18 protein-coding genes, 3 pseudogenes and 1 CRISPR repeat array are annotated in these 20,730 nt (G+C 69.9%); of the genes and pseudogenes, 9 read left to right on the top strand and 12 right to left on the bottom strand.

Annotated features, from left to right (window positions below; all coding sequences use genetic code 11):
* Positions 1 to 18: 18 nt before the first annotated feature.
* Positions 19 to 597: a CRISPR direct-repeat array (repeat unit 29 nt; unit sequence CGGACCATCCCCGCAGGCGCGGGGTCGAC).
* A gap of 1,833 nt (positions 598 to 2,430) precedes the next feature.
* Positions 2,431 to 2,586 carry a hypothetical protein gene (locus tag AB8A24_RS33725; RefSeq protein ID WP_369478412.1) on the bottom strand — a complete coding sequence of 52 codons (156 nt, stop codon included), beginning with the start codon at positions 2,584 to 2,586 and terminating at the stop codon, positions 2,431 to 2,433.
* Positions 2,587 to 3,464: 878 nt separating this feature from the next.
* Here AB8A24_RS33725 and AB8A24_RS33720 point away from each other — a divergent pair.
* From AB8A24_RS33720 to AB8A24_RS33710, 3 genes are read left to right on the top strand one after another with little or no spacing between them, the layout of a single operon-like run.
* Entirely contained in the window at positions 3,465 to 4,475 is a 1,011-nt protein-coding gene (locus tag AB8A24_RS33720) for a DUF6192 family protein (RefSeq protein WP_369478411.1), read from the top strand.
* Between the two features lie 3 nt (positions 4,476 to 4,478).
* Entirely contained in the window at positions 4,479 to 4,907 is a 429-nt protein-coding gene (locus AB8A24_RS33715) for a RacP protein (RefSeq protein WP_266793627.1), read from the top strand.
* Positions 4,908 to 4,963: 56 nt separating this feature from the next.
* Complete coding sequence (locus tag AB8A24_RS33710) at positions 4,964 to 5,818, top strand: IS5 family transposase (RefSeq protein WP_369478410.1); 855 nt, start codon at positions 4,964 to 4,966, stop codon at positions 5,816 to 5,818.
* Between the two features lie 55 nt (positions 5,819 to 5,873).
* Here AB8A24_RS33710 and AB8A24_RS33705 read toward each other — a convergent pair whose 3' ends face one another.
* Positions 5,874 to 6,551, bottom strand: a complete 678-nt coding sequence (locus AB8A24_RS33705; RefSeq protein WP_369478409.1) for a trans-aconitate 2-methyltransferase — start codon at positions 6,549 to 6,551, stop codon at positions 5,874 to 5,876.
* Between the two features lie 841 nt (positions 6,552 to 7,392).
* Here AB8A24_RS33705 and AB8A24_RS33700 point away from each other — a divergent pair.
* Positions 7,393 to 7,617, top strand: coding sequence for a hypothetical protein (locus AB8A24_RS33700; protein WP_369478408.1), 225 nt, complete (start codon positions 7,393 to 7,395; stop codon positions 7,615 to 7,617).
* A 601-nt stretch (positions 7,618 to 8,218) separates the two neighbouring features.
* Here the strand turns inward: AB8A24_RS33700 and AB8A24_RS33695 are convergent.
* A complete protein-coding gene (locus AB8A24_RS33695) occupies positions 8,219 to 8,632 on the bottom strand; it encodes a hypothetical protein (protein WP_369478407.1) in 414 nt (137 codons plus the stop codon).
* Positions 8,633 to 8,978: 346 nt separating this feature from the next.
* Between AB8A24_RS33695 and AB8A24_RS33690 the strand changes: the two genes are divergently transcribed.
* Positions 8,979 to 9,137 (top strand): Ku protein, encoded by a 159-nt coding sequence (locus AB8A24_RS33690; RefSeq protein ID WP_369478413.1) that lies wholly within the window; start codon positions 8,979 to 8,981, stop codon positions 9,135 to 9,137.
* 402 nt (positions 9,138 to 9,539) lie between these two features.
* Here the strand turns inward: AB8A24_RS33690 and AB8A24_RS33685 are convergent.
* Positions 9,540 to 9,872: pseudogene (locus AB8A24_RS33685) on the bottom strand (tetratricopeptide repeat protein); the annotation flags it as partial.
* Positions 9,873 to 9,970: 98 nt separating this feature from the next.
* Between AB8A24_RS33685 and AB8A24_RS33680 the strand changes: the two are divergent.
* From AB8A24_RS33680 to AB8A24_RS33670, 3 genes and pseudogenes are all read left to right on the top strand, one after another.
* A pseudogene (locus tag AB8A24_RS33680) lies at positions 9,971 to 10,096 on the top strand (transposase); the annotation flags it as partial.
* 107 nt (positions 10,097 to 10,203) lie between these two features.
* A pseudogene (locus tag AB8A24_RS33675) lies at positions 10,204 to 11,180 on the top strand (IS3 family transposase); the annotation flags it as partial.
* Positions 11,181 to 11,433: 253 nt separating this feature from the next.
* The gene (locus AB8A24_RS33670) at positions 11,434 to 12,417 is read left to right on the top strand and encodes a phosphotransferase family protein (protein ID WP_369478406.1); all 984 of its coding nucleotides are present in this window, start codon (positions 11,434 to 11,436) and stop codon (positions 12,415 to 12,417) included.
* Between the two features lie 85 nt (positions 12,418 to 12,502).
* Here the strand turns inward: AB8A24_RS33670 and AB8A24_RS33665 are convergent, their stop codons facing one another.
* The 8 genes from AB8A24_RS33665 to AB8A24_RS33630 all read right to left on the bottom strand — a co-directional run bounded on the left by AB8A24_RS33665 (position 12,503) and on the right by AB8A24_RS33630 (position 19,240).
* The gene (locus AB8A24_RS33665) at positions 12,503 to 13,357 is read right to left on the bottom strand and encodes a hypothetical protein (RefSeq protein ID WP_369478405.1); all 855 of its coding nucleotides are present in this window, start codon (positions 13,355 to 13,357) and stop codon (positions 12,503 to 12,505) included.
* Positions 13,344 to 13,700 (bottom strand): hypothetical protein, encoded by a 357-nt coding sequence (locus AB8A24_RS33660; protein WP_369478404.1) that lies wholly within the window; start codon positions 13,698 to 13,700, stop codon positions 13,344 to 13,346. Before AB8A24_RS33660 ends, AB8A24_RS33665 begins: the two co-directional genes overlap by 14 nt.
* Positions 13,701 to 13,769: 69 nt before the next feature.
* Positions 13,770 to 14,780, bottom strand: coding sequence for an NAD(P)H-dependent glycerol-3-phosphate dehydrogenase (locus AB8A24_RS33655; RefSeq protein ID WP_369478403.1), 1,011 nt, complete (start codon positions 14,778 to 14,780; stop codon positions 13,770 to 13,772).
* Entirely contained in the window at positions 14,777 to 15,664 is an 888-nt protein-coding gene (locus AB8A24_RS33650; RefSeq protein WP_369478402.1) for a cyclopropane-fatty-acyl-phospholipid synthase family protein, read from the bottom strand. The genes AB8A24_RS33655 and AB8A24_RS33650 overlap by 4 nt, the downstream gene beginning before the upstream one ends.
* Positions 15,661 to 16,809 (bottom strand): YcaO-like family protein, encoded by a 1,149-nt coding sequence (locus AB8A24_RS33645; RefSeq protein WP_369478401.1) that lies wholly within the window; start codon positions 16,807 to 16,809, stop codon positions 15,661 to 15,663. The genes AB8A24_RS33650 and AB8A24_RS33645 overlap by 4 nt, the downstream gene beginning before the upstream one ends.
* The gene (locus AB8A24_RS33640; protein ID WP_369478400.1) at positions 16,796 to 18,040 is read right to left on the bottom strand and encodes a TfuA-like protein; all 1,245 of its coding nucleotides are present in this window, start codon (positions 18,038 to 18,040) and stop codon (positions 16,796 to 16,798) included. Before AB8A24_RS33640 ends, AB8A24_RS33645 begins: the two co-directional genes overlap by 14 nt.
* A 325-nt stretch (positions 18,041 to 18,365) precedes the next feature.
* A complete protein-coding gene (locus AB8A24_RS33635; RefSeq protein WP_369478399.1) occupies positions 18,366 to 18,824 on the bottom strand; it encodes a DUF6415 family natural product biosynthesis protein in 459 nt (152 codons plus the stop codon).
* Complete coding sequence (locus tag AB8A24_RS33630; RefSeq protein WP_369478398.1) at positions 18,821 to 19,240, bottom strand: hypothetical protein; 420 nt, start codon at positions 19,238 to 19,240, stop codon at positions 18,821 to 18,823. Before AB8A24_RS33630 ends, AB8A24_RS33635 begins: the two co-directional genes overlap by 4 nt.
* Before the next feature lie 195 nt (positions 19,241 to 19,435).
* On the opposite strand from AB8A24_RS33630, the gene AB8A24_RS33625 reads away from it, so the two are divergent.
* Complete coding sequence (locus AB8A24_RS33625) at positions 19,436 to 20,722, top strand: hypothetical protein (RefSeq protein WP_369478397.1); 1,287 nt, start codon at positions 19,436 to 19,438, stop codon at positions 20,720 to 20,722.
* Positions 20,723 to 20,730: the final 8 nt, after the last annotated feature.

The raw sequence follows: 20,730 nt of genomic DNA, 5'->3' as shown, positions 1-20,730 counted from the left end.
GTCGGTCTAGCGGCGGTACGGACCATCCCCGCAGGCGCGGGGTCGACTGCGGGCCGGGGCGACAGTGACACCACGGCGCGCGGACCATCCCCGCAGGCGCGGGGTCGACTGCACGCTGCCCTGCCCGACGACACGAACGCTCGGACCATCCCCGCAGGCGCGGGGTCGACCCCGCCTGCGCCAGGTTCTTCTTCCCCTCCTCCGGACCATCCCCGCAGGCGCGGGGTCGACGAGGAGCACGGCCTGGTCCGCGCGGCCGACCGCGGACCATCCCCGCAGGCGCGGGGTCGACAAGGGGACGCGGACCTGCCCGGTGTCGGTGACCGGACCATCCCCGCAGGCGCGGGGTCGACAGAGCGCCGACGTCCAGCACCCGCGTCGGACGCGGACCATCCCCGCAGGCGCGGGGTCGACCTGGAGGAGGTCACGTCACGAGAGGCGACCGACGGACCATCCCCGCAGGCGCGGGGTCGACCCCAGGACGGCGCCCAAGACGCTGTGTAGCCGCGGACCATCCCCGCAGGCGCGGGGTCGACGTCGGGGCGGGTGACGACGTCGTAGAACCAGCCGGACCATCCCCGCAGGCGCGGGGTCGACACTTTCTGAGCTGGGACTTTATCGGCGGAGGTAGATGTTTTCGTTCAGTTGGTTTGGGGGCGGATCGAGAGGAGCAGTCCGGGTCGACGGGCTGCCACCAACCGCTCACCGACCCGAGCTCATAGGCGACTGCACGGGGCATCCTAAGCTGCTTCGTCAGATGTCTCCCCAGCGGCCGACCGTGCTGGCCCTGCTCCGGAAGGCCAGCCCCCTGCCAGCCTCCGGATGTCCATCACGACACCCGGGGGCACCTTGAGCACAAGTCTCGTCCTGCTGGCGATCGGACTCGCTCTCCTCGTTGCGGGCAGGTGGGTCGCGCTCAACATTCGTAGCGCTTCGGCCTCGTTGGAACGCCGGGCGGAGGCCAACGGCGAAGTCGCGATGCACTCCCGGGAGGGAGCTGGGTTCGCCCCGGGCGGGTGGCGTCAGCCAGGTTTACCGGTTCGTGGGCACGGTGATCGCCCTGTGCGGGATCATCCTCACCCTGGGCGGCCTGCTCAAGTCCCTCTGACGAGTCCAGGCGGCCAGCCGGCCCACATGACCGCAGCTCGGCATGCTGCCGTCAGTCCTGCTGTCCACCTGCCGCCCCCAACCGAACCACCATGGATTGCCCGCCAGATCCGGTGTTCCTCGCCCACTCGGCGCGCGCTGTGACCTACTCCCCTCAGCAGGGTGGCCGGGGGACGGACGAGCCGCCGCCGTTTGGCCCTCCGCCCATGGGCCAGGGTGAATTCCCCGATGGCCTTGTCGGCCTCACCAGCCGTTGGGGCGTGTCAGGCGGGCTGCGTCTGCCCGGGTGGGAGTGGGAGGTGGCGGGTGGGACTGACCAGTGGCCGTCCGGAGGTCGTGTCGGTACGAGAACGCTGAAGTCGGCTGCGCCCAGCCGCCGGGCACCCGGCGACGCCGACCCCCGGGTGGTGAACAGGCCCACTCCACCCGAGGGTCAGCCCGCAAACCCCTCCACCGACTTCCCCGCACTACCGCGGGCCGCCCACCTCCAGCCCGTTCCGGACGTTGCACTAACTGCGCCACACTCAGCGACGCCGGAACAGTCCACCGGCCGGAAGGTGACATCGGGCACGACCAGAAGCACCTCAGGGGCAGTCCAGGCATCTCGCGGACATGCGTCCCGGTCCGGGCCATCGCCAGGTCCAGCCGCCCGTCGTCGAGGACGATGTCACCCATCGCTCCGCACTGCGCGCATCGGACGCACTGTCACCGCGACCGGGGTGCGCATCCCGAACCGGCCACCCATCGTGAGGACGGAGGCTTGCGCACAGTGAAGGGATCACCAGCAAGCCCCGGAAACCTCCAGCAGCATCACGCGGCCGGAGCCTCCGAGCCTCGCTCCGAGACCACTGCGGATTGACTTGATATGCACCTAGCCTGCCAAAAACGTTCAGAAGATGGCCGCTTGGGTGAGTTCTCGGGCTCGGTATGTGACCCCACCCTGACTTTTGCGGGCCACTGCCCCGCCCGAGCCGTCCCCCGCCGCGCGGACGGCTCGTATCCCCCGGCGCGCCGTGCTGAGCTGTACGCCTACGCCCCGGACCCGATGGTCTCCCCGCGTCCCGTCCTCGACGCGGATCCGGGCCTGCCCGAGACGTGGTGGAAGGAGATGACGTCGGCCTTGGACGCCCTCGCCGATGTGCCGCCGCCTACGGACCGCGAGGCCGTACGGGAGGAGTACCTGCGCCGCGTCCATCCCCCAGTTCACCGGCCACCAGGTCGACGACGTCACCTGGACTACCGCCCACGGCGACCTCCACTACGGCAACATCACCCCGGCCCGCTCATCCTCGACTGGGAAGGCTGGGGCCGCGCCCCATACGGCTACGACGCCGCCACCGTGTACGTGTACGCGCTGCTGACCCCCGTCCTGGACCGGCCCGAGGCCCGCACCGGCCTGCTCAGCGTGTGCGCCAGATCCTTCAGGCCCAGGACCGCATCGACTTCTACGCCGAGCTCGCCGACCCCGTACGCGAGCACCTCGCCCACCTGTAGCCGCGCACGTCTGCCCCTTTTTGTCGTTTGGGCCCCACCCTCGCGCGAGTGGAAGCAGAGTTTGATGAATGTGAGAACCCGGCAACGGTGGCGAGGAGAAAATGGTGCGTCCGAGTGTGGTCCCTGAACTACAGGAGAAGCAGACGCATGGTCTGGAACGGCTGAAGGAGCTACGGGCAATCGCCGAGCGGGCCCGACTGGTTGCGGATCAGGCTGAAGCCGCGCTCCTAGATGCCTCGGTTGAGCTCATGCTGGACAGGGTGTTGGACCCCCGAGGAGCTCTGGGAACCTCGGAAATCGCGAACGCCTCTGGCATTCGTTCGCGGATCCTGAGTGCCTGTTTCTGAACTGCCGTGCTGAGTAGCTTCGGGGCCTACGCTGGCGTGGTGTCCGAGCGTTCCGGGCGGGCCGGAGAGCGGGTGTGTGGGGGCTGCGGTGAACGGCTGAGGCCGGAAGCGCGGCCCGATGCCGTGTACTGCTCGACGGCTTGTCGTGCCAGGCAGTGGCGCCGATGCCGCCGGTTGCGCAAGCGGGTGGCCGTGGAGTTGAGCGGCGCCGGCCAGGCCGAGTGTCCCGAGTGCGGAGCCCGTTGGGTGGCAGGGGTGGATCGGCGGTCGAACGCCGTCTACTGCTCACGCCGGTGCGTCGTGAGGGCCTGGCGGGCCCGGAAGGAAACGTTCGGCGAACGGTCACAGTGACCGCATCGCGAACGCATCCGAATCGCATCTTCGGTCAGATTCCGGTCATTCATGGTCGTTCGTTGTGATCTTAGGATTTCCGGTCTGACTCTCGGGTCAGGAAGCGGGCCGCGTCTTGTCACGGCCGAGGGGCTGTGCCCCGGCCCGCGGTGGGTGGTGAATGCCATGCCCGAAGAGTTCAAGAGCGCCGACATGGTCGGCAGCGTCAGCTCCAGCCGTTACGAGCAGATCGTGGCCGAGCTGCGCACGGTGGTGGAGAACCAGACCCGGGGCCAGTTCACGATCGGCGACTACGCGCTGGAGATCGAGCCGATGCGCGAGGCTGGCGGCCAGGAGCGGGGCGAGGAACTGTTCACGGTCAAGGAGTCGATGTTCCGCCTGGCCGAGGACATCGGACTGTCGTACTCGACAGTGAAGGAGGCCAGGTGGACGGCCTCGCGCTGGTCGAAGGAACACCGGCAGACCGCGGTGTCCTTCACCGTCCACAAGATCCTGGCGGGCATCGGCGACGAGCGGGAGCGGTTCGCCGCGATCCTGACCCCGCCGGAGGGGAAGCCACGGTGGACCGCGGACGAGGCCCGGCGCCGGGTCGGCCGGCAGGTCGAGCACCCGATCACCCCGCAGGAGAAGGTCAGCGCGATCCACACCCTCGCGAGGGACGAGGAGGTCGCCGCCACCGTCACCAGCGACCTGCTGCGGCGTCCGACGGTGGTCGCCCAGGTCAGGCAGGAGGACAAGGTCCGAGCCGTGGAGGAACTCACCCGCGACGACCAAGTCGCCGCGACGGTGACCACCGGCCTGCTGCGGCGCCCCGACGTCGCCTTCCGCGCGATGTCGGACGACACCGCGCGCCACCAGGTCAACCACGCCCAGGTCGAACGCGGCCGGCAGGCCCGCGAGCACTTCGAGGAGACCAGCCCTGTTGCTCCGGCGATCCGCAGCATCGACCGGTCGGTGGAGTTCCTGGACCTGGTCACCGCCTGCCACTCGTTTGTCGCGGCGGCCGGCCGTGTCGTCCCGGGACTGCGCGACCGCCAGCTCGGCGACGACGAACGCGGAGTCGTCCACGAGAACGTCGCCCGCGTCCGGGCGACGCTGGACTGGATCGAGACGGCCGTCGACACGGGAAGGGTCGACGTCGACGGCGAGCTGGCCCGTCTCCTGCAAGGTGATTAGGCGATGCCCCGCGCTGCCGAGCGCAGATCACCCGCCGCTCAGCGACACGCCGACACCGTCCGGTTCGTACTCTTCGAGGCGAGGCCGGCGGGCCTGGCCTTCAACCAGCTGATCCGATCCAGCGAGCTGTCGCCCAGCCAGGCCCGCGCGGGCCTGGCCTGCTTGCGGGACATCATCACCGAACGCGGCTGGCCGCCCCTGATCTGGACCAGGACCGACGGCTACAAGTTCTGTTCGGACCCGGCCGAGCTCCAGGCGTACGAGGTCGCGATCATCCGAGAGAAGCTCACCGAGATCCGCCGGTTCATCACCAGCGTCGTCGCCCCGCACGCCGCCCTGCAGCCGAAAGGCCGGTGGATCAAACACCTGAACACCCAGCTCAGCTCGGTGGAGTCCACGCTCGACGTGATCGCCGACTTCATCGACGCCTGACCGGCGGGGCCGGCCGCGAAGCGGCCGGCCCCGCCCCGTCTTCCAGGGAGGGACCGTTGGCCAGGCGCCGCTGCTACCCCTCCGACACCTTCAACGACGAGTGGGCCCTGATCGAACCGCTGCTGCCATCACCGGCCTGCGAGAGCCACAGGGGCGGACGCCCGGAGAAGCACCCCCGCCGCGAGATCGTCGACGCGATCCGGTACGTCGTCGACACCGGCTGCAAGTGGCGGGCCCTGCCCAGAGACTTCCCACCCTGGCGCACCTGCTACGGCTTCATGGCCCGCTGGGCTGCTGCCGGCATCGTCGGACAGATCCGCGACCAGCTCCGCAAACGCATCCGCCGCCAGATGGGCCGGGCCCCCGGCGCTGTCGCCACCGTCATCGACTCCCAGTCCGTGAAAGCCGCGGAGACAGTCGGCAAGGACTCACGAGGCTACGACGGAGCGAAGAAGATCAACGGCCGCAAACGGCACCTGGTCGTGGACACCAAGGGCCTGCCACTGTTCGTCATGGTTACCCCCGCCGACATGACCGACCGCGACGCGGCCAAGGAAGTCCTCTTCCGGCTCCGCCTCATGCACCCAGAGATCACCATCGTCTGGGCGGACTCCGGCTATGCCGGACAGCTCGTGACCTGGGCGAAGAAGCACCTGAACCTCACGCTCAAAACCGTCAGCCGGCCCAAGGGAGCCGTCGGCTTCGTCATCCTGCCCCGCCGCTGGGTCGTCGAACGGTCGCTGGCCTGGATCATGCACGCCCGCCGACACGCCCGCGACTACGAACGGCTCACCCAGCACTCGGAATCGCTGATCACCTGGGCCGCGATCACGCTCATGACCAGGCGCATCACCCGCCGACAGTCCAGAAGGGCCGGCCAGGCCGCCTCCCGCGAGGGCGAACGAGACTGACGGTCGCCCGGGCGACCGTCACCCCGCTCCTGCCTCGTTCACGACACCGCCCAGGTCAGGACCTCTCGCTGTGTGGATCTTCCTGAGTATCCGGCTGGCGACGCGCGAAGAGAATTCCTCCGAGCGGACTCTCTGCTGATGTGAGAGTCATCTGTGCCTCGACCGTGAAGCCGGCATCGTTGAGCCATGCGGCCAGTTGGCCAGGCTGACGTAGATGGACGTAGACCTTCATCGGGTGGCCGCCATAGCCCTCCGTCTTCAGCCTCGACTCGTCACCGACGTGGAAGCCGAGCAGCAGCAGCCCACCAGGCCGCAGCGCTCGCCGGAAGTGCGTGAAAACCAAGCTGATCTCGTTGTCAGGGACGTGGATCAGTGAGTACCAGGCGACCAGGCCGGCCAACGAAGCGTCAGCAAGGCCAAAGTCCGTCATGGAACCGACCTCGAACCGGACGCCGGGATGATCACGCCGAGCTATCTCGATCATCGCGGGCGACAAGTCGATCCCGAACGCGTCCATGCCCAGCTCGCGCAGGTAGGCCGTGATTCTCCCTGGTCCACATCCCACATCAGCAATCGGTCCTCCGCCTGCGGTGTTCACCAGGCCGGTGAACAGATCCAGGACCGCACGTTCGTAGGGCGTTTCATCCAGGAGGTTGCGCACCTGATCCGCGTAGGTGGCGGCGACATTGTCGTAGGACGCCTGGGTGTCCGCCAACCAGTCTTCAGAGTTCATAGCCGGCCACCGTAGTTCAACGACACAGACGGGCCTACTGGGGGCATGTCCGCCCCCGGCTCGCTCCCACGAGCACGAGCCTGGCTCGATGCTCCCGCCTCAGAATCCCGCCGCGGAGGTTCAGAAACAGGCACTGAGCAAGGCCGCAAGCTCTTCGCCCAAGTACTCCGAACTGCTGGAGAAGGCGAAGGAACTGGAAGACGAGTGAGACCGCCAGCACGGTAGCCAGCCCTCAGACGCGCTTGAGGCCGGCCCCACTGCTCCGAGCGGCCTCTCCCTCTCCCACCCCTGGCAGGACCGCCGCGTTCGGGGACCCCAGCCCCTTCGACTGCATACTGGCGGCGCCGAAGGACGCCGCCGAGCAGCTCGGCCTCGAAGGCCACCGAACGTCAGCTGTGGGGTCTGTCATCCCCTGATCATCGGCCGAGGGCTGACCGGGCTGAGCCAGAAGGCAACTCGACAACGGTGCGGTTCGACATGAGGTTTCTCCTTGAGAACTCAGGTGCCGCGAAAGAGTAACGGGGTCTCCTTCCGCCCCGGGAACCGATCCACGTGGACCCTTTACCACATTACGGTGGCCCTGTCTCGCGTATGACATTTTGCGGCGGCAGTGATCTCGTCTTCAGGTAGCCTCAGAGGCATCGCAGGAGCAGTTCCCCACGAGCCGACATGTCGAGGGGCGGCTGCTCGAGCCGTGAACCACGACCCGGCCACCTGCTACCTCACCGCTCGCCGCGGCTGCCTCAGGGCGTGCCCGCATGACCCATGGGACAGCAGGGCCCTGAGCTTTACTGTCGGCGTAGACCTCAGTTCTGACCACACACATCAGTGGTCGAACTGAGTGAACGTCACCCATGTTCGGCCCCTGGACTACGAGGGACTCGAACGGGTGGACTCCATCATTCTCTGGCTGCTGGCTGCCTCTGGCGTGCTGAGCATCTTCTTGTTCGTCGTCCGGGCACTGCTTGATCAGCTGCCCGACATCATTGGCGCTTGGCGCAAGGTCCAGCGTATCTACCAGAGCGCTGAGCGGAACAGTGACGACCCCCCGGGCCCCGACGCATGAGATTGCCCAGCCTGATCACTGGCCGCCTCCGAAGGCCTCCCCTGCGTGGATGTTCACGTAATTCCCCAGGCGCCGCCTTGGGAGCTGGTGACTTGTCTCGTCAGAGCTCGACGTGATGTTCGACAGCTGATGGGGCATCGACGGAGCCGTAGCGCAAGACGACGTGTGCTAGCCGGAACGGCAGGTCGTTCAGGATGGGTGCCATGGCAGAGAAGAGTGCCCGCGATCTGGGTGGGTAGGCAGTGGCGCCCTTGGCAGCGCGCCCTGAGGCGGTTGAGGCTGCGGGGCGCGCTGCCCTCGCGTTCAGTAGTGGCCTGTGGCCGGCCCGGCTGATGTTCGGAGATCCTTGCCAGCGACTAAGGGGGCGAGGACCGCAGCGACGGCTTCGTTGCGCAGGACTCGGGCCGCTTGTGGAAGGCGGTCTGGGTCCGGGGCAGGCAGGGACAGCGCAACGCACTGGGGTTCGGTGCCGATACCGATGGGGACGGCCGCGCAGACGGTGTCGAGGATGTACTCCTGCAGGTGATCAGGGGCTGGCTTGGCCTGCGGTCGTCGAGTTCGTCAAAGACGATCTCTCGGCTGGTCTTGTTGCCGAGGTTCCTCAGTTCTCGATCCATGCCTGGCCGGGAGTGGAGTGCTTGCCGCGCCAGTTCGGGAGGCTGTACCGGGTGACCAGGGTCCAAGCGGTGCGCGTAGCGTCCTCCACCCAGGCATGGCCTGCGGCGGGCAGGTTCTCCATGGCGGTCAGGTGCTTGGTGAGGTGTGCTTCAGGGATGTAGCTGTTGCCACGCCCGAGGTACTTCAGGACGTACACGGCGAGGTAGTCCACGTCCGATGGTTGGCCGCGTCCTTTGAGGATCTGGGTGAGCCTGTGCCCGACCGTCGACCTGAGGGTGCTGCCGCCCTGGTGCTTGGCGTCCCAGAAGCTAGAGACCTCTGGGTCCGGCAGCATGTCGATGAGATCGACCAGGTGGGCCAAGTCAGGGTCGTCGGCCAGGTTGATGGTGTCGGGCACAGGCTTCCTCCGCGCTGAGTGGTGCGTCGCTGGCTTGGATCAGCGGTGTCCCTACCCGGGCACGGAGTGGATTAAGAAGTGGTCTGCGGGAATCAGCCAGCACTTGGCCCGAAGGTGCCCCGAACCCGAACCCAGGTTCGGCGCCGGTACTGGTCCCCGTGCCACCAGAGCGCCGAATCATGCCAGTTCACCAGCTCCCTGCCGAGTGGTACATGGCGCGGGCCCGATCGTCCCGAGTCGCTCGGCGCGGGCACGGCGCAGCGCGGCAGCCTCGAGCGCCGCCGCCCGGCGACGGCCCTGTGCCTGAACTTGCCCGAACGACGCGGGCGAGCTCGACGGGCAGCAGCTGCGCCAGGACGAGATCGTCTGCGGCTATGAGACCGCGACTGGCACCCTCGTTCCCGTCTCCGACGAGCACCTCGACAACCTGCCGCTGCCCACCGCGAAGGCGATCGAGATCGTCTCCTTCGTGCCAGCCGAAGCGCGCGAGTTCGCGAAATCCTGAAGGCCCAAGACGCGGAACCCGCCTGACAAATGCCGTTGGGGCGGGGCCGGCGTACAGGTTCTCGGCATGCAGGACCACCACGCTCCTACTCGCCCCAAGGTGTGGACCGCCACCAGCGCAACGACCAGGCGCCCGAAGGCGAGGGGCACCTCATGCCGGCGGCCAGGTCCGCCGGTTCGGCTGCGGGCGGCTTCCGTCACGTCGGCCGCAGCCGCCGCGCGCAGACTGCTCACCCCCAAACTCGGTCACGTGGGGCAGGAGCGCGGCCAGGCGGTGGTGGATGCAGCTGTCGGAGCGGGGCGGAGGTCGACCGCGACGCACTGGTGGCGCGCTTCCTGGAAGAGGGCCGCCACCACGACGGTCCGGGCCGCGAGGGAAGAAGAGCGAGTCGCGGGCGGAGCGCTAACCGATCTTGTTCAAGTCGGTCGATTCGGCAACAAACGTATGTCCCGCCTGCCCCCGCCAGTTGGCAAGGTTGTGTTGGGTGGTGAGGGTGTGGGGGTGGTCGGGGCCGAGCACCCGCAGAACGTCGTCCAGCAGCTCGGTGGACGCTTCTGCGGCCCCGGCCGCATCCCCCGCCTCCCCTAGCCAGTTGGCCAGGTTGTGTCGGCTGGTGAGGGTGTGGGGGTGGTCGGGGCCGAGCACCCGCACCCGATCGTCCAGCACCTCGGCGAGGGCCGCTGCGGCCCCGGCCGCATCCCCCACCTCCCCTAGCCAGTCGGCCAGGCGGTTCCGGGTGGCGAGGGTGTGGGGGTGGTCGGGGCGGGCCTTGACCCCGGGTTTTGGACACCGGAGACACTTGGATCTTGATGGTCCAGGAGAACGGAGTCCCTGTGGGGATGAAGCATTACCCCGCCGAGTTCAAGGCGGACGCGGTCGCGTTGTACCGCTCGAGGCCGGGAGCGACGATCAAGTCGGTCGCCGGTGATCTCGGGGTGAACACCGAGACGCTGCGGAACCGATCCGGGCCGCCGACGGCCGCCGACCTGGCGCCCACTCCGAGCCGCCGGCCGCCTCGCGGGCCGGCGCCGACGCCGTTCAGGCGGAGCTGGCCGCCGCCCGCAAGAGGATCCGTGAGCTGGAGGAAGAGCGCGACATCCTCCGCAAGGCGGCCCGGTATCTCGCGACGGAGACGCGCTGGTGAACCGCTACCAGTTCGTTGACGATCACCAGCGCCGACACGGCGTGAAGCGGCTCTGCGACATCCTCGGCCTGGCCCGCTCGAGCTTCTACTACTGGCGCCGCACCGCATCCGCGAGAGCGGCCCGCCAGACCGCCGAAGCCGGGATCGCGGCCCGGATACGCAAGGTCCACCAGGACTCCGACGGTACCTACGGAGCCCCCAAAATCACCGCAGAACTCCGCGACGAGGGCGGCCCGGCGGTCAACCACAAGCGCGTCGCCAGGATCATGCGGGCCATCGGGCTCGAGGGAGTCCGTCTGCGCCGCCGGCACCGCACCACCGTCGCGGACCAGGCCGCGGCGAAGGCACCGGATCTGATCGGCCGTGACTTCACCGCAGCCGAGGTGAACACGAAGTACGTCGGCGACATCACCTACCTGCCGGTCAGCGGTTCGAAGCCGCTCTATCTCGCGACCGTCATCGACCTCGCCTCGCGCCGGCTGGCCGGGTGGGCGATCGCCGACCACATGCGGACAGAGCTCGTCATCGACGCCCTGACGGTCGCCGAGCGGACCCGTGGAAGCCTTGCCGGAGCGATCATGCATACCGACCACGGATCTCAATATTCGAGCAGAGCTTTCGCGGAACTCTGCAGGTCAACAGAGGTCCGGCAGAGCATGGGCGCGGTCGGCTCCAGCGCGGACAACGCCGCCGCGGAAAGCTTCAACGCCGCCTTCAAGAGAGAGACGCTCAAAGGCCGGAAGGCCTGGTCGAGCGAGCGTGAGGCCAGACTCGACGCCTTCCGCTGGCTGACCCGATACAACACCCGCCGCCGGCACTCCCGCCTCGGCCAGCGGTCCCCGATCGCCTACGAGAACGCCCTCCGACCAGCAGGAACTACCCTGACCCAAGCCGCATAGACGTGTTCAACATCCGGGGTCAAGGCCCCTCCTCCTGGCCCTGGCAGTGGGACTCTTGGTCACATCGGCAGTGGTCTACGTGGCCCTGGTTCATCCGTCGGCGGCCGAGCCGCTGGCAGTAGGCGCGGGGGTCATGGGTGCCCTGACCGGGGCCGGTGGTCTCATCGCCCGCGTGCTCAGGCACTGGCGGTGACGGGACCAGGGCAGCCCCGAGCCGCGTCGCGTACGCGCGCGTGATCCAGGAAGGCTTTCTGTGGAGTTCCGTACGATCCAGCGTCCGGCCGGCTCCTTCCAGCAGGGCGTGACCGCGGGGGAAGTCCAGGCGATCGTCCGGGCCGCGTTCGGCCGCCGCGCGGTGGTGGAATCGGCGGTCGAGTTGGGCGGCGGCATGTACAACAGCGTCTACCGGCTCCGGCTGGGCGACGCGGCCGAGCCGATCGTGCTGCGCGTGGCGCCGCCCGCCGAGCGGCAGTTCGTCTCCGAGGCGCACCTGATGCGCAACGAGTACGCCTCCGTGCCGTGGCTGGCGCCGATCGCCGATCTGATGCCGAAGGTTCTGGCCGCGGACTTCACCGGAACGGTCCTCGACAGGGACTGGATGATCCAGTCCTTCCTGCCTGGCGCCCCCGCGCCCCTGAAACTGGGCTCGTTCCCGAAGGACACGCATGGGCTCTTCTTCCGGCAGCTGGGCGAGATCACTGCCGCCGTGCACGTCGTGGTGGGCCCGTACTTCGGGCCCGTCGTCGGGCCCGGCCACGGATGCTGGAGCCAGGCCGTCGTCGCGTCGCTGCGGCAGATCGCCAACGATGTGGAGGGCTGCGGCCTGGACGCGGTCGACCTGCGCCAGGCCGCCAGCGTCGCGCAGGACGGCGCCCACGTGCTCGACGAGGTTGGCGAGCCTCGGCTGCTGACCGGGGACCTGTGGACGGTGAACACCCTGCTCGCGCCAGCGCCGGTCCCAGCGATCTGCGGGGTGCTGGACCTGGACCGGACCTGGTGGGGTGACCCGGAGGCGGACTGGACGATGCGGATGGCCCGGGCCAAGCAGGACGAACGGCTGTCCTTCTTCGACGCCTATCCTGCTCGGGCAGACACTGAGTCCGGCCGATGGCGGCGGCGTGTTTACGAGGTGCGGCACCTCGGCGCACTGCGCCTGGAGCGGCACCGGCTAGGCAACGAGGCCGGCGTCAAGGACTCCTACCGGGCAGTGGCCGAGGAACTGACCCCACTGATCTGATCTGCGATCACGAGGAGGGTGTCACCAACGCCGTGGCGCCCCTCCTATTTGTCGTCGAGGCGGCTTGGCTCCGGGTGTTGGGCGATCAGGCGGCGAAGGCGATGTACGTGCCGAGGGTGAGGCCGGAGAAGGTGATGAGCTGGCGGGGCTTGAGGCAGGTGAACGCGGCGTGCATCGCGATACCGGCGGCGACGGCGTACGGCATGGTCTGCTCGATGAGCAGCGCGGGGGGCAGTGCGAGCTCTGCCGCGATGACGGTGGCCGCGAGCGTGCGCCACAGGCGGATGTCACGGTCGGTGAGATTGCCCGCGTGGCGTCGGACGATGGCGGGGACGGCGTACTGGCGTCGGTAGGGCAGCCGGTCCCTGAGCTGGGCGTAGGTGTGAATCCACTGGGCGAGGTAGAGCCCGCTGCGGAAGTGGTTGCTGCGGAGTTTCTGCCAGGCGGAGTTCCAGTAGATGTCGGTCGTGATCAGTACGAGGAGGCACTGCGCCCACGTGTTCGCCGTGCTGGCGCCGTGCTCGATGTGCAGGCCGTGGCCGAGGTCGTTGGCGAGCAGGAGGCAGGTGCCGGTCAGCAGGGTGTAGCGGACCGCGTTGGGGCTCTTGAGGTAGGCCAGTTCCATCGCGGCGCCAGCCAGGACCAGCAGCAGCGCGATCCGGGGCACGAGGCCGGCGGCCAGGCAGAGGGCAGCGGCCGTGCGGACGATTAGCGCGGGCCGGTAGAGGGTGATCAGGAGGCGGGAGCGGGCGGGGCCGTACTGCTGCTCGGCGAGGTGGGCGCTGAGCGATCCGGGGGCGAGGCGGTCCCATCCGCCCTGGCCGAAGGAGAGCACGAAGCGTACGGCGACCACCGAGGCGAAGACGATCCGGAACAGCTGGAGGCGGCCGGGGTCGGTGGGGTGCTGGAAGCCGGAGGTGACGGCGTCAAAGAACCACATGGCCGTCCCTTACCTCCACGCGCTGCTCGCCGCGGGCGGACAGGACGCGGCCAGCGCCGTCGATCCGTTCGTACCGGCCGCTGCGGGTGAGGTGGTCGAGGATCGCCTGGAGCTGGGGCGGGCCGAGGATGAAACTGCCGGGCGAGAGGTAGTCGTAGACGTTCACCGGCTCGGTGCGCCCGTCGCGTGTGGTGCCGGTGAGCGAGATGATCGTGAAGGTGGCCCGGCAGAACATCTTCCATCGCAGCCAGCGGCCGCGCATGGGGGTGAAGCCGGTGATCATCCACCCCACGAGGGCGAGGGTCAGCGTGGTCTGGACAGCGGACAGCACAGCAGAGGGCATGGCGAGGGCCTCCGTGTCGGGAGGGTGAAGGTGGTGGCGGTCGGCCCCGTGCCGGGGCGTCCGCGGGGGTCAGCGCTCGGGCTTGGGGGGCCGCTGCATCAGCGCGGCCGCGGCCTGATCGAGGGTGACCTTCTCGTGCAGCAGGTCGGAGATCACTTCCGTGATCGGCATCTCGACCCGGTGGGCGTGTGCCAGGGCGAGGATCGCCTCGGCGCTCTTGACGCCCTCGGTGGTCTGCTTCGTCGCGGCGGTGGCCTGCTCGATGCTCAGGCCCTGTCCGAGGTGGGTGCCGAAGGTGCGGTTGCGGGAGAGAGGGGAGGAGCAGGTCGCCACGAGGTCCCCCAGACCGGCAAGGCCGGCCAGGGTCGCCGGGTGGGCTCCCATGGCCACGGCCAGCCGGGTGGTCTCCGCCAGTCCGCGGGTGATGAGCATGGCCTGCGCGTTGTGGCCCATGCCCATGCCGGAGGCGATGCCGACCGCGAGGGCGATCACGTTCTTCACTGCGCCGCCGAGCTCGCAGCCGGTCACGTCGGTGCTGGTGTAGGGCCGGAAGTACGAGGTGTGGCAGGCCTGCTGGACGCGGTGGGCGGTGTCCTGGTCGGGGCAGGCGATGGTCGCGGCCGCGGGCTGGCCGTTCATGATCTCGCGGGCCAGGTTCGGGCCGGACAGTACGGCGACCCGCTCGGCGTCGATGCCGGTCACTTCGGTGATGACCTGGCTGGCCCGCAGACCGCTGCCGACCTCGATGCCCTTCATCAGCGACACGATCACGGTGTCCGTGCCGATGTGCGGGGCCCAGGCCGCCAGGCTCGACCTGAGGGACTGCGCGGGGATGGACAGCACGAGGAAGTCGGCGCCGTCGAGGGCCGCGGCCGCATCGGTGGTGGCCGTCAGGTTGTGCGGCAGCTCGATGTCCGGGAAGTAGCCGGGGTTGCGGTGGGTCGTGGTGATCGCGTCGGCGATCTCGTTGCGCCGTGCGTGCATCACCACATTGGTGCCGGCGTCGGCCATGATCTTGCCCATGGCGGTGCCCCAGGATCCGGCAGAGAACACCGCCGCACGGACGCGGTTCTGGGTCACTGCGGGATCCTCTCGGTGGACGCGGGCCTGCCGGCCATGCTGGCGGGCCCGGCCATCCTAGCCGCCGCCTCATGGCCGTCCGCGGTGCCCGGAAGGCGCCTCAGGGTCAGCAGGACCGCCCGTCGTCCGGGCAGGGTGGGAAGCACCTGGTGCGCCTCGCGGAGCATGGCCTCGGCAGCTGCCTGCCCCAGCTCGCGCCGAAGCTGGTCACCGTGGGCGATCCACAGCCGGTAGAGCCGCTCCCACGCCGCGGGTTCCTGGGGCCGCTCGTCCAGGTGCTCCTGGGCCAGTCCGGCGGCTGCCACCTGCTGGTGCCATGCCGGTTCCGCGCCGCGCCGCAGCGCGCGCGTGAGGAGCAGGCGGCCTCCGGGGGCCAGGACGCGGCCCAGTTCGCGCAGCGCCGTCCCGCGGTCGGCCGCGCGCCCCAGGGCGTCCACGCACACGATGCCGTGGGCGTGCGCGGTGGGCAGGCCGGTGTTCTCCAGCTCGGCGACGCGGAAGACCGCGCGATCGGCCGTGGCGGCCAGGAAGTGGGGGCGGCGGGCGGAGGCTTGGGCGGTGGCGACGGGTGAGAGGTCGAAGCCGTCCAGGCGGACGGCGAGCGCGCGGGCCAGCCACAGGCCGATGCCGCCGGTGCCGCATCCGGCGTCCACGAGGAGCTGTCCGGGGCGCAGGCGCAGGCGGGCGGCCATCAGTCCCAGCAGGGGCCAGTCGCAGGAGCTGGAGGCGGCGACTTCGGCCGGGTAGTCCTCGCCCATCGCCTCGGCGTACAGGCGGGCGACGAGATCGATGCGGGCCCTAGCGGCATGGAAGGCGTCGTACTGGAACGAGCGCGTCGTGCCGGGCACGAAAGGTGCCTCGGGTGCGGCGGGTGCGGTGTTCATCGGGGCATCGACCTCTTGATCCGTGAGCGTGTGCCAGGGCAGATGACCTGCACGGCGTGAACGAGACCGTCGGTGGCAGACAGGTCCAGGGCGATCGGTTCGTGCCCGGTGACATGCGCGACCCGGCTGGCCACGGCTGTGGCCTGGTCGGTGAAGGTGCCGCCGACGGGGGCGAATCGGGCCGCCGCCTGCGGCCACGGCGCAAGCGCTGCGCTTGATGCCGGGCGGAAGGGGTGGGTATCGAAGCTGCCCGGGTCGGAGGGGAGGTCGTCCCGGGTCCCCGCGATCGCGGCGAGGCGGGACTGTGCGGCCTCGGTCACTGCCCGCGTGAGCGCGATGGCCGGGCTGCTGTGGCAGCCGCCGCCGGCGAAGACGACCGGGTAGTCCTCCGACCACAGGTACGCCAGGCACACCGGCAGCTCGTACGGGCCGTCCACCAGCGCGATCTCCAACGACATGCCCGCAGCCTCCAGCCGCGCGAGCACTTCCCGGCCGTGCGGGTCCACGACCGTCCCGGGCGCGATCAGGGTGCGCCGCCGCCCGCCGCACTGCCCATCCCGGTACAGCACGTCGCGCTCCACCACCTCGAACAGGGCGTGCAACAGGGCCTCGTCCCGGGTGTTGCCGCACGCGAGACCGGTGCTGGTCGCGCGCCACACGTCCGGGGTCCACGCGGGCCGCTGCGCTCGGCGGCGGACAAGGTCGACCGGCAGCAGCACCGTCTTCCCGCTCAACACGGCGGTGCCGGCCGCCCACTCCCATCGCATCCGGTGCAGGGCGTGTTCGGGGTACGGGACAGTCTGGGGGAGCGCGGCCATCGGGCAGTCGGGGGCGACCTCGGCGGCCGGGCCGTAGGCGATGACGGGCAGTGGCTGCTCGACGTGCCACAGCTCGATCGCCTCCATGACGGCCGACAGCTTCGCCAGCAGAGGCGTGGCGCCCTTGCCCTGCGAGGTGCTCAGGGTCCGCGATGCCGGGCGGATCGCCGTGAAGACTGGAAGGCCGATGCAGTCCAGGCCGGTCAGGTCCGCGACCCGGGTGATGCCGAACTCGGTCAGGTGCCCGGCCACGTGCGCCCATGTCTCCTCGGGCATCCGGGCCCGCACCGTGCCAGGCAGTGCCAGCGTTTCCTCAACGTACGACACCGGCCGCCTCCCTTCTCGTGGTCTCCTCCAGGAATCCGGGGATGAGCCGCTTGGCCGCCTCCACGGCACGCGCCCCGCACACCAGCCCCCGCGAGGACGCCTCCGCGTCGAACTCGCACTCCGGACAGCGCCACACCCGCAGCAGCAGAGCGCGGGCGGCCTCCTCGCGCACCGCCGCCACCGAGAACCCCGGGCGCTCGCGCTGATACCGGGCGAGGGCATCGGCGTAGCGGGCGACGGCCTGGCGGTCGTGTATGGTCTCGCCCGCCAGCAGCACGGCGGTGGTCCGCTCGTCGCGCAGGTTGAGCGGCGGATGGAAGAGGCGGTCGGCCGGGAGATGCCCGTCCGAGACGAGGGCAAGCCGTTCGGCCAAAGCGAGCCCCGGCCCGCCGTCGGCAGGATGTTGCGAGAGGTGTTCGAGATAGGCCGCCCACTTCTCGCGGAACTGGGGGTCGAAGACCTGCTGGTAGACCAGACGGTCCTCCGTGGACAGCACGGTCTCCTCCAGGGCCTCGCGAGCGAAGGCATTGGACCAGCGCCGGAAGTAGGCCGTCTCCCACACCGGCGCCGTGCCGGAGCCCGAGCCGGTGATCGCGCCGCAGAGCGCGGCGCGTACGGCGGCGAGTGCGTCGGCGTGCTTGAGGTCACCGAAGTACCGGTCCTGTTCGCGCTGCCCGGCCAGCCAGTCGGCGAACGGGCTCTCGCCCTCGCGCCGGCACACCGCCCGTACGGCGGCCCACGTGCGCTGGGGGTAGTAGATGGCGCACAACGCCACGAGGAGCGCGGTCGCCCGCTCTGTATCGATGACCCCGGCGGCTTCGGCGAGTGCGAGGACGTGCCGGACGTTGACCAGCGGCCACGTCAGCGCATCCCAGGCCCCGTCCGGGGCCTGCCCGACCGCCACCTCGTCATCGCCTTCGATGTCCCCGCGGACGTAGGCAGCGTAGACACTGCCGATGCCGAGCATCCCGAACGGGGCGAGCTCGGCCGCCCGCAGCGCGCCGATGCTTGCGGCACCGATCACCCGGACTCCCCGGCCCATCGCCGCAAGGATCTCCTTGTGCCGCAGCGCCGGAGCCTGGTGATACACCCCGTCGATGATCACCGCCGTGTCGCCTGCGCGGATCGCGCTGTCGAACAGGTCGCCGTGCCGGACAGGCGGCCACGGCCGTACGCCGGGTACGGCGAGCTCGGACCGTGGCAGGGTCGGCCCGACGAACACATGAATCACTGCGACCTCCAGACGGGTTGAAGAGCCAGGGGCGCCCCTCCCGGGCCCCAACGGAGCCGAGGGAAGGGGCGCCAGGTCAGGACGCGGAAGTGGGGACCTACTCCTCGTCCTCGACGTCGACAGCGATCACCACCGGACCGGTGATCTCATCGACGTGCTGCGCGGGCGCCGGGATGCTGGCTGCGGCGATAGCGGACTTGGACTTCTCCATGGGGCTCTTCCTTCCTTGCCGATTCCGGTACGGGTCGCTGCCCGAACCGGGTGGTGCCACGGACCGCACAGCGGCCCGATTGCCCGCCCCTGACCGGGGCGGGAGTTGTGGGGTTCAGCCCTTGGCGAGGGGGCGAGCCTCGTGGGCTTGCGCTCCGGACCGTGACCGTGGGGACAGGCCCCGTACGGGCTGCTCTGCCTCCAGCCGGTCCAGTGCGCCGTACAGGGCCTGGAGGAGGCGGGCGCGGTTCTGCACGTGGGCGAGGTCACCGCAGGGGGACATTGCCGCGGGCGACAGGCGACGGTCCGCCTCACCCATGGAGTAGGTGAGGAGCTGGCGAAGTTCGCAGTCGTCCGGAAGCCTGTCGATCCGGTCCGCGAGTTCGTCACGCAGTAGCCGCGCGTGCCCGGTCAGCTCCAGCACGGCGAGAGCGGTATCCCCCACAGGGGGCACCGTTTCCGGCGTCCAGGCCAGGACGGACGCGGCCAGCTGGAGGTGCGGTTCGCGATCGAGCGGCAGCTCGTGCCCGAGTCGCCCATCGGGATCGTGTACGACGCTGTGGTAGCCGCTCATCGGTGTGTCACTTCCTTTGGGGAGACTCCGACGAGCAGTTCGGTGGGATCGGTGGCCACGACGAAGAGACCGTGGCGCAGCAGCCACGTCCGCTCGCGGTTCCAGTCCGCCCACCGGAAGCCGATGTGGGCGAAGCAGGGCACGACGAGCCCGGTGACCGCCTGGGCCTGGACCGCGCGCCGCACCCGTGGCCACCCCGACCGGTTCAAGTCCGAGCCGAGCGGGCCGATGTCCGCGGCCGCGCAGCCAGCCGGAACGTGCCAGCCCTGTCCGGCGGCGTAGGAACGCAGTTCGTCCAGCACCCGTACGGAGTCGCCCTCGGACGGGACGACGGCGTACACCGCCACAGCGCCCATCGGCGCCGCCCCCGCCCCGGGCGGCACGAGGGCGCTGAAAGCGGCGAAGGTGTCCGGCATGGGGGCCTCCCGAGGCTGGCGTTCGTGTCCCAGGTCCACGCAAGCAGCCGCGGCGCGGCGGGTTCGACGTCGCGGCGATGCAAGACCGATGTAATTGCCGCCCGGGCGGGGTGAAATGGGCTCAACTGGCGGGCATGTCCTTGGCGGGACCGGTACGGTCTCGGCATCCACCCGCCTGGTTATGGGAGATGGAGCATGGCCAGCAGACGGCATCCCCCCAACGCCCAGCTGCGTTCCATGCGCGAGCTGGACTTGCAGATGTCCCGAAGCGAGTTCGCCAAGTTCGTCGTCGACACCGGAGCGGGCATGGGAGAGAACGTCGGCTGCACCGCGCGGCTGGTCGCCGCCTGGGAGGACGGCGACGTGGCCTTACCCCGGGCCGTATACCGCCGGATCCTCACGCGGATCAGCGGCCGGGCCATGTCGGAACTGGGCTTCACCGCCACACCGGCGCCCGCCACCGCGACGACGAGCCACCTGTCGCAGGCCTCGGTGGACCGCCGCGACTTCCTGCTTGACGGCGCCGGTGCTGCCCTGGCCCTGCTGCCCCTGCCCGCGGAACGGACCGGCCGGATAGGGGTCGCCGACGTCCACACCGTCACGCGGACCGTCACCGCCATCTACGCCCATGACACTGAGCACGGATCGGCGCAGCTGCGCCGATCTGCGTCCACCGCGATGCACACCGCCTACCAGTGGCTGCAGGACGGCACCTACACCGAACGCACCGGCCGCCAGCTACGCATCGCCACCGGCCACCTGTCGGTCGCCGCCGGATGGCTGTCCTTCGACTCCGGCCGCCCCGCCGACGCGCGCAGCCTGTACGGCGAAGCCCTTGCTGCCGCCCGCATCGCCGACGACCGCGCCCTGGAGGGCCACGCGTTCGGTTGCCTGTCGTTGGTCGCCAAGGCATCCGGGCGCCCCCGCGAGGCCGTCGCCGCCGCCCAGGGCGCCCAGAGCGCCGTCCGCACCTACGGATCCGCCCGCATGCTCGCCCTCATGGCGATGCGCGAAGCCGGAGGCTGGGCCCTGCTCGGCGACGCCGGCGCCACCGACCGGGCCATCGTCCGCGCCCACCACCTCTACGCCCAAGGCCCCGCAGAAGCCGATCCCGACTGGCTCACCTTCTTCACCCCCGCCGAGCTCGCTGGCCTCGAAGCCCTTGCCCGAGCCGACCTCGACCAGCACGAGCGCGCCGCGGCCGGCGCCGAGCAGGCCGTACTCCTGCACGGCGACCAGTTCGCCCGCAACCGCGCCCTGTATCTGGGCGACGTCGCGATCCAGCACGCGGTCAGGACCAGACCCGAGCCCGAAGCCGCCGCCGAAGCAGCCCACGGGGTCCTGAGCTACCTCCCCGCCGTCCGCTCCGACCGGCTGCTCCGCCAGCTCCACAACGTCGCCGGCGCCCTGCAGCGGCACACCGCCGTCCCAGCCGTCGCCGACTGGCTCGACGAGTACCGCACCACCACGGCCAGCAGCTAGGAGGACAA

The sequence above is a fragment of the Streptomyces sp. BF23-19 genome, assembly GCF_041106355.1.
In the GTDB taxonomy this organism is placed as follows: domain Bacteria; phylum Actinomycetota; class Actinomycetes; order Streptomycetales; family Streptomycetaceae; genus Streptomyces; species Streptomyces virginiae_A.
The sequence above is the reverse complement of the archived record's forward strand: the minus strand, read 5'-3'. Positions and strand labels throughout refer to the sequence as shown.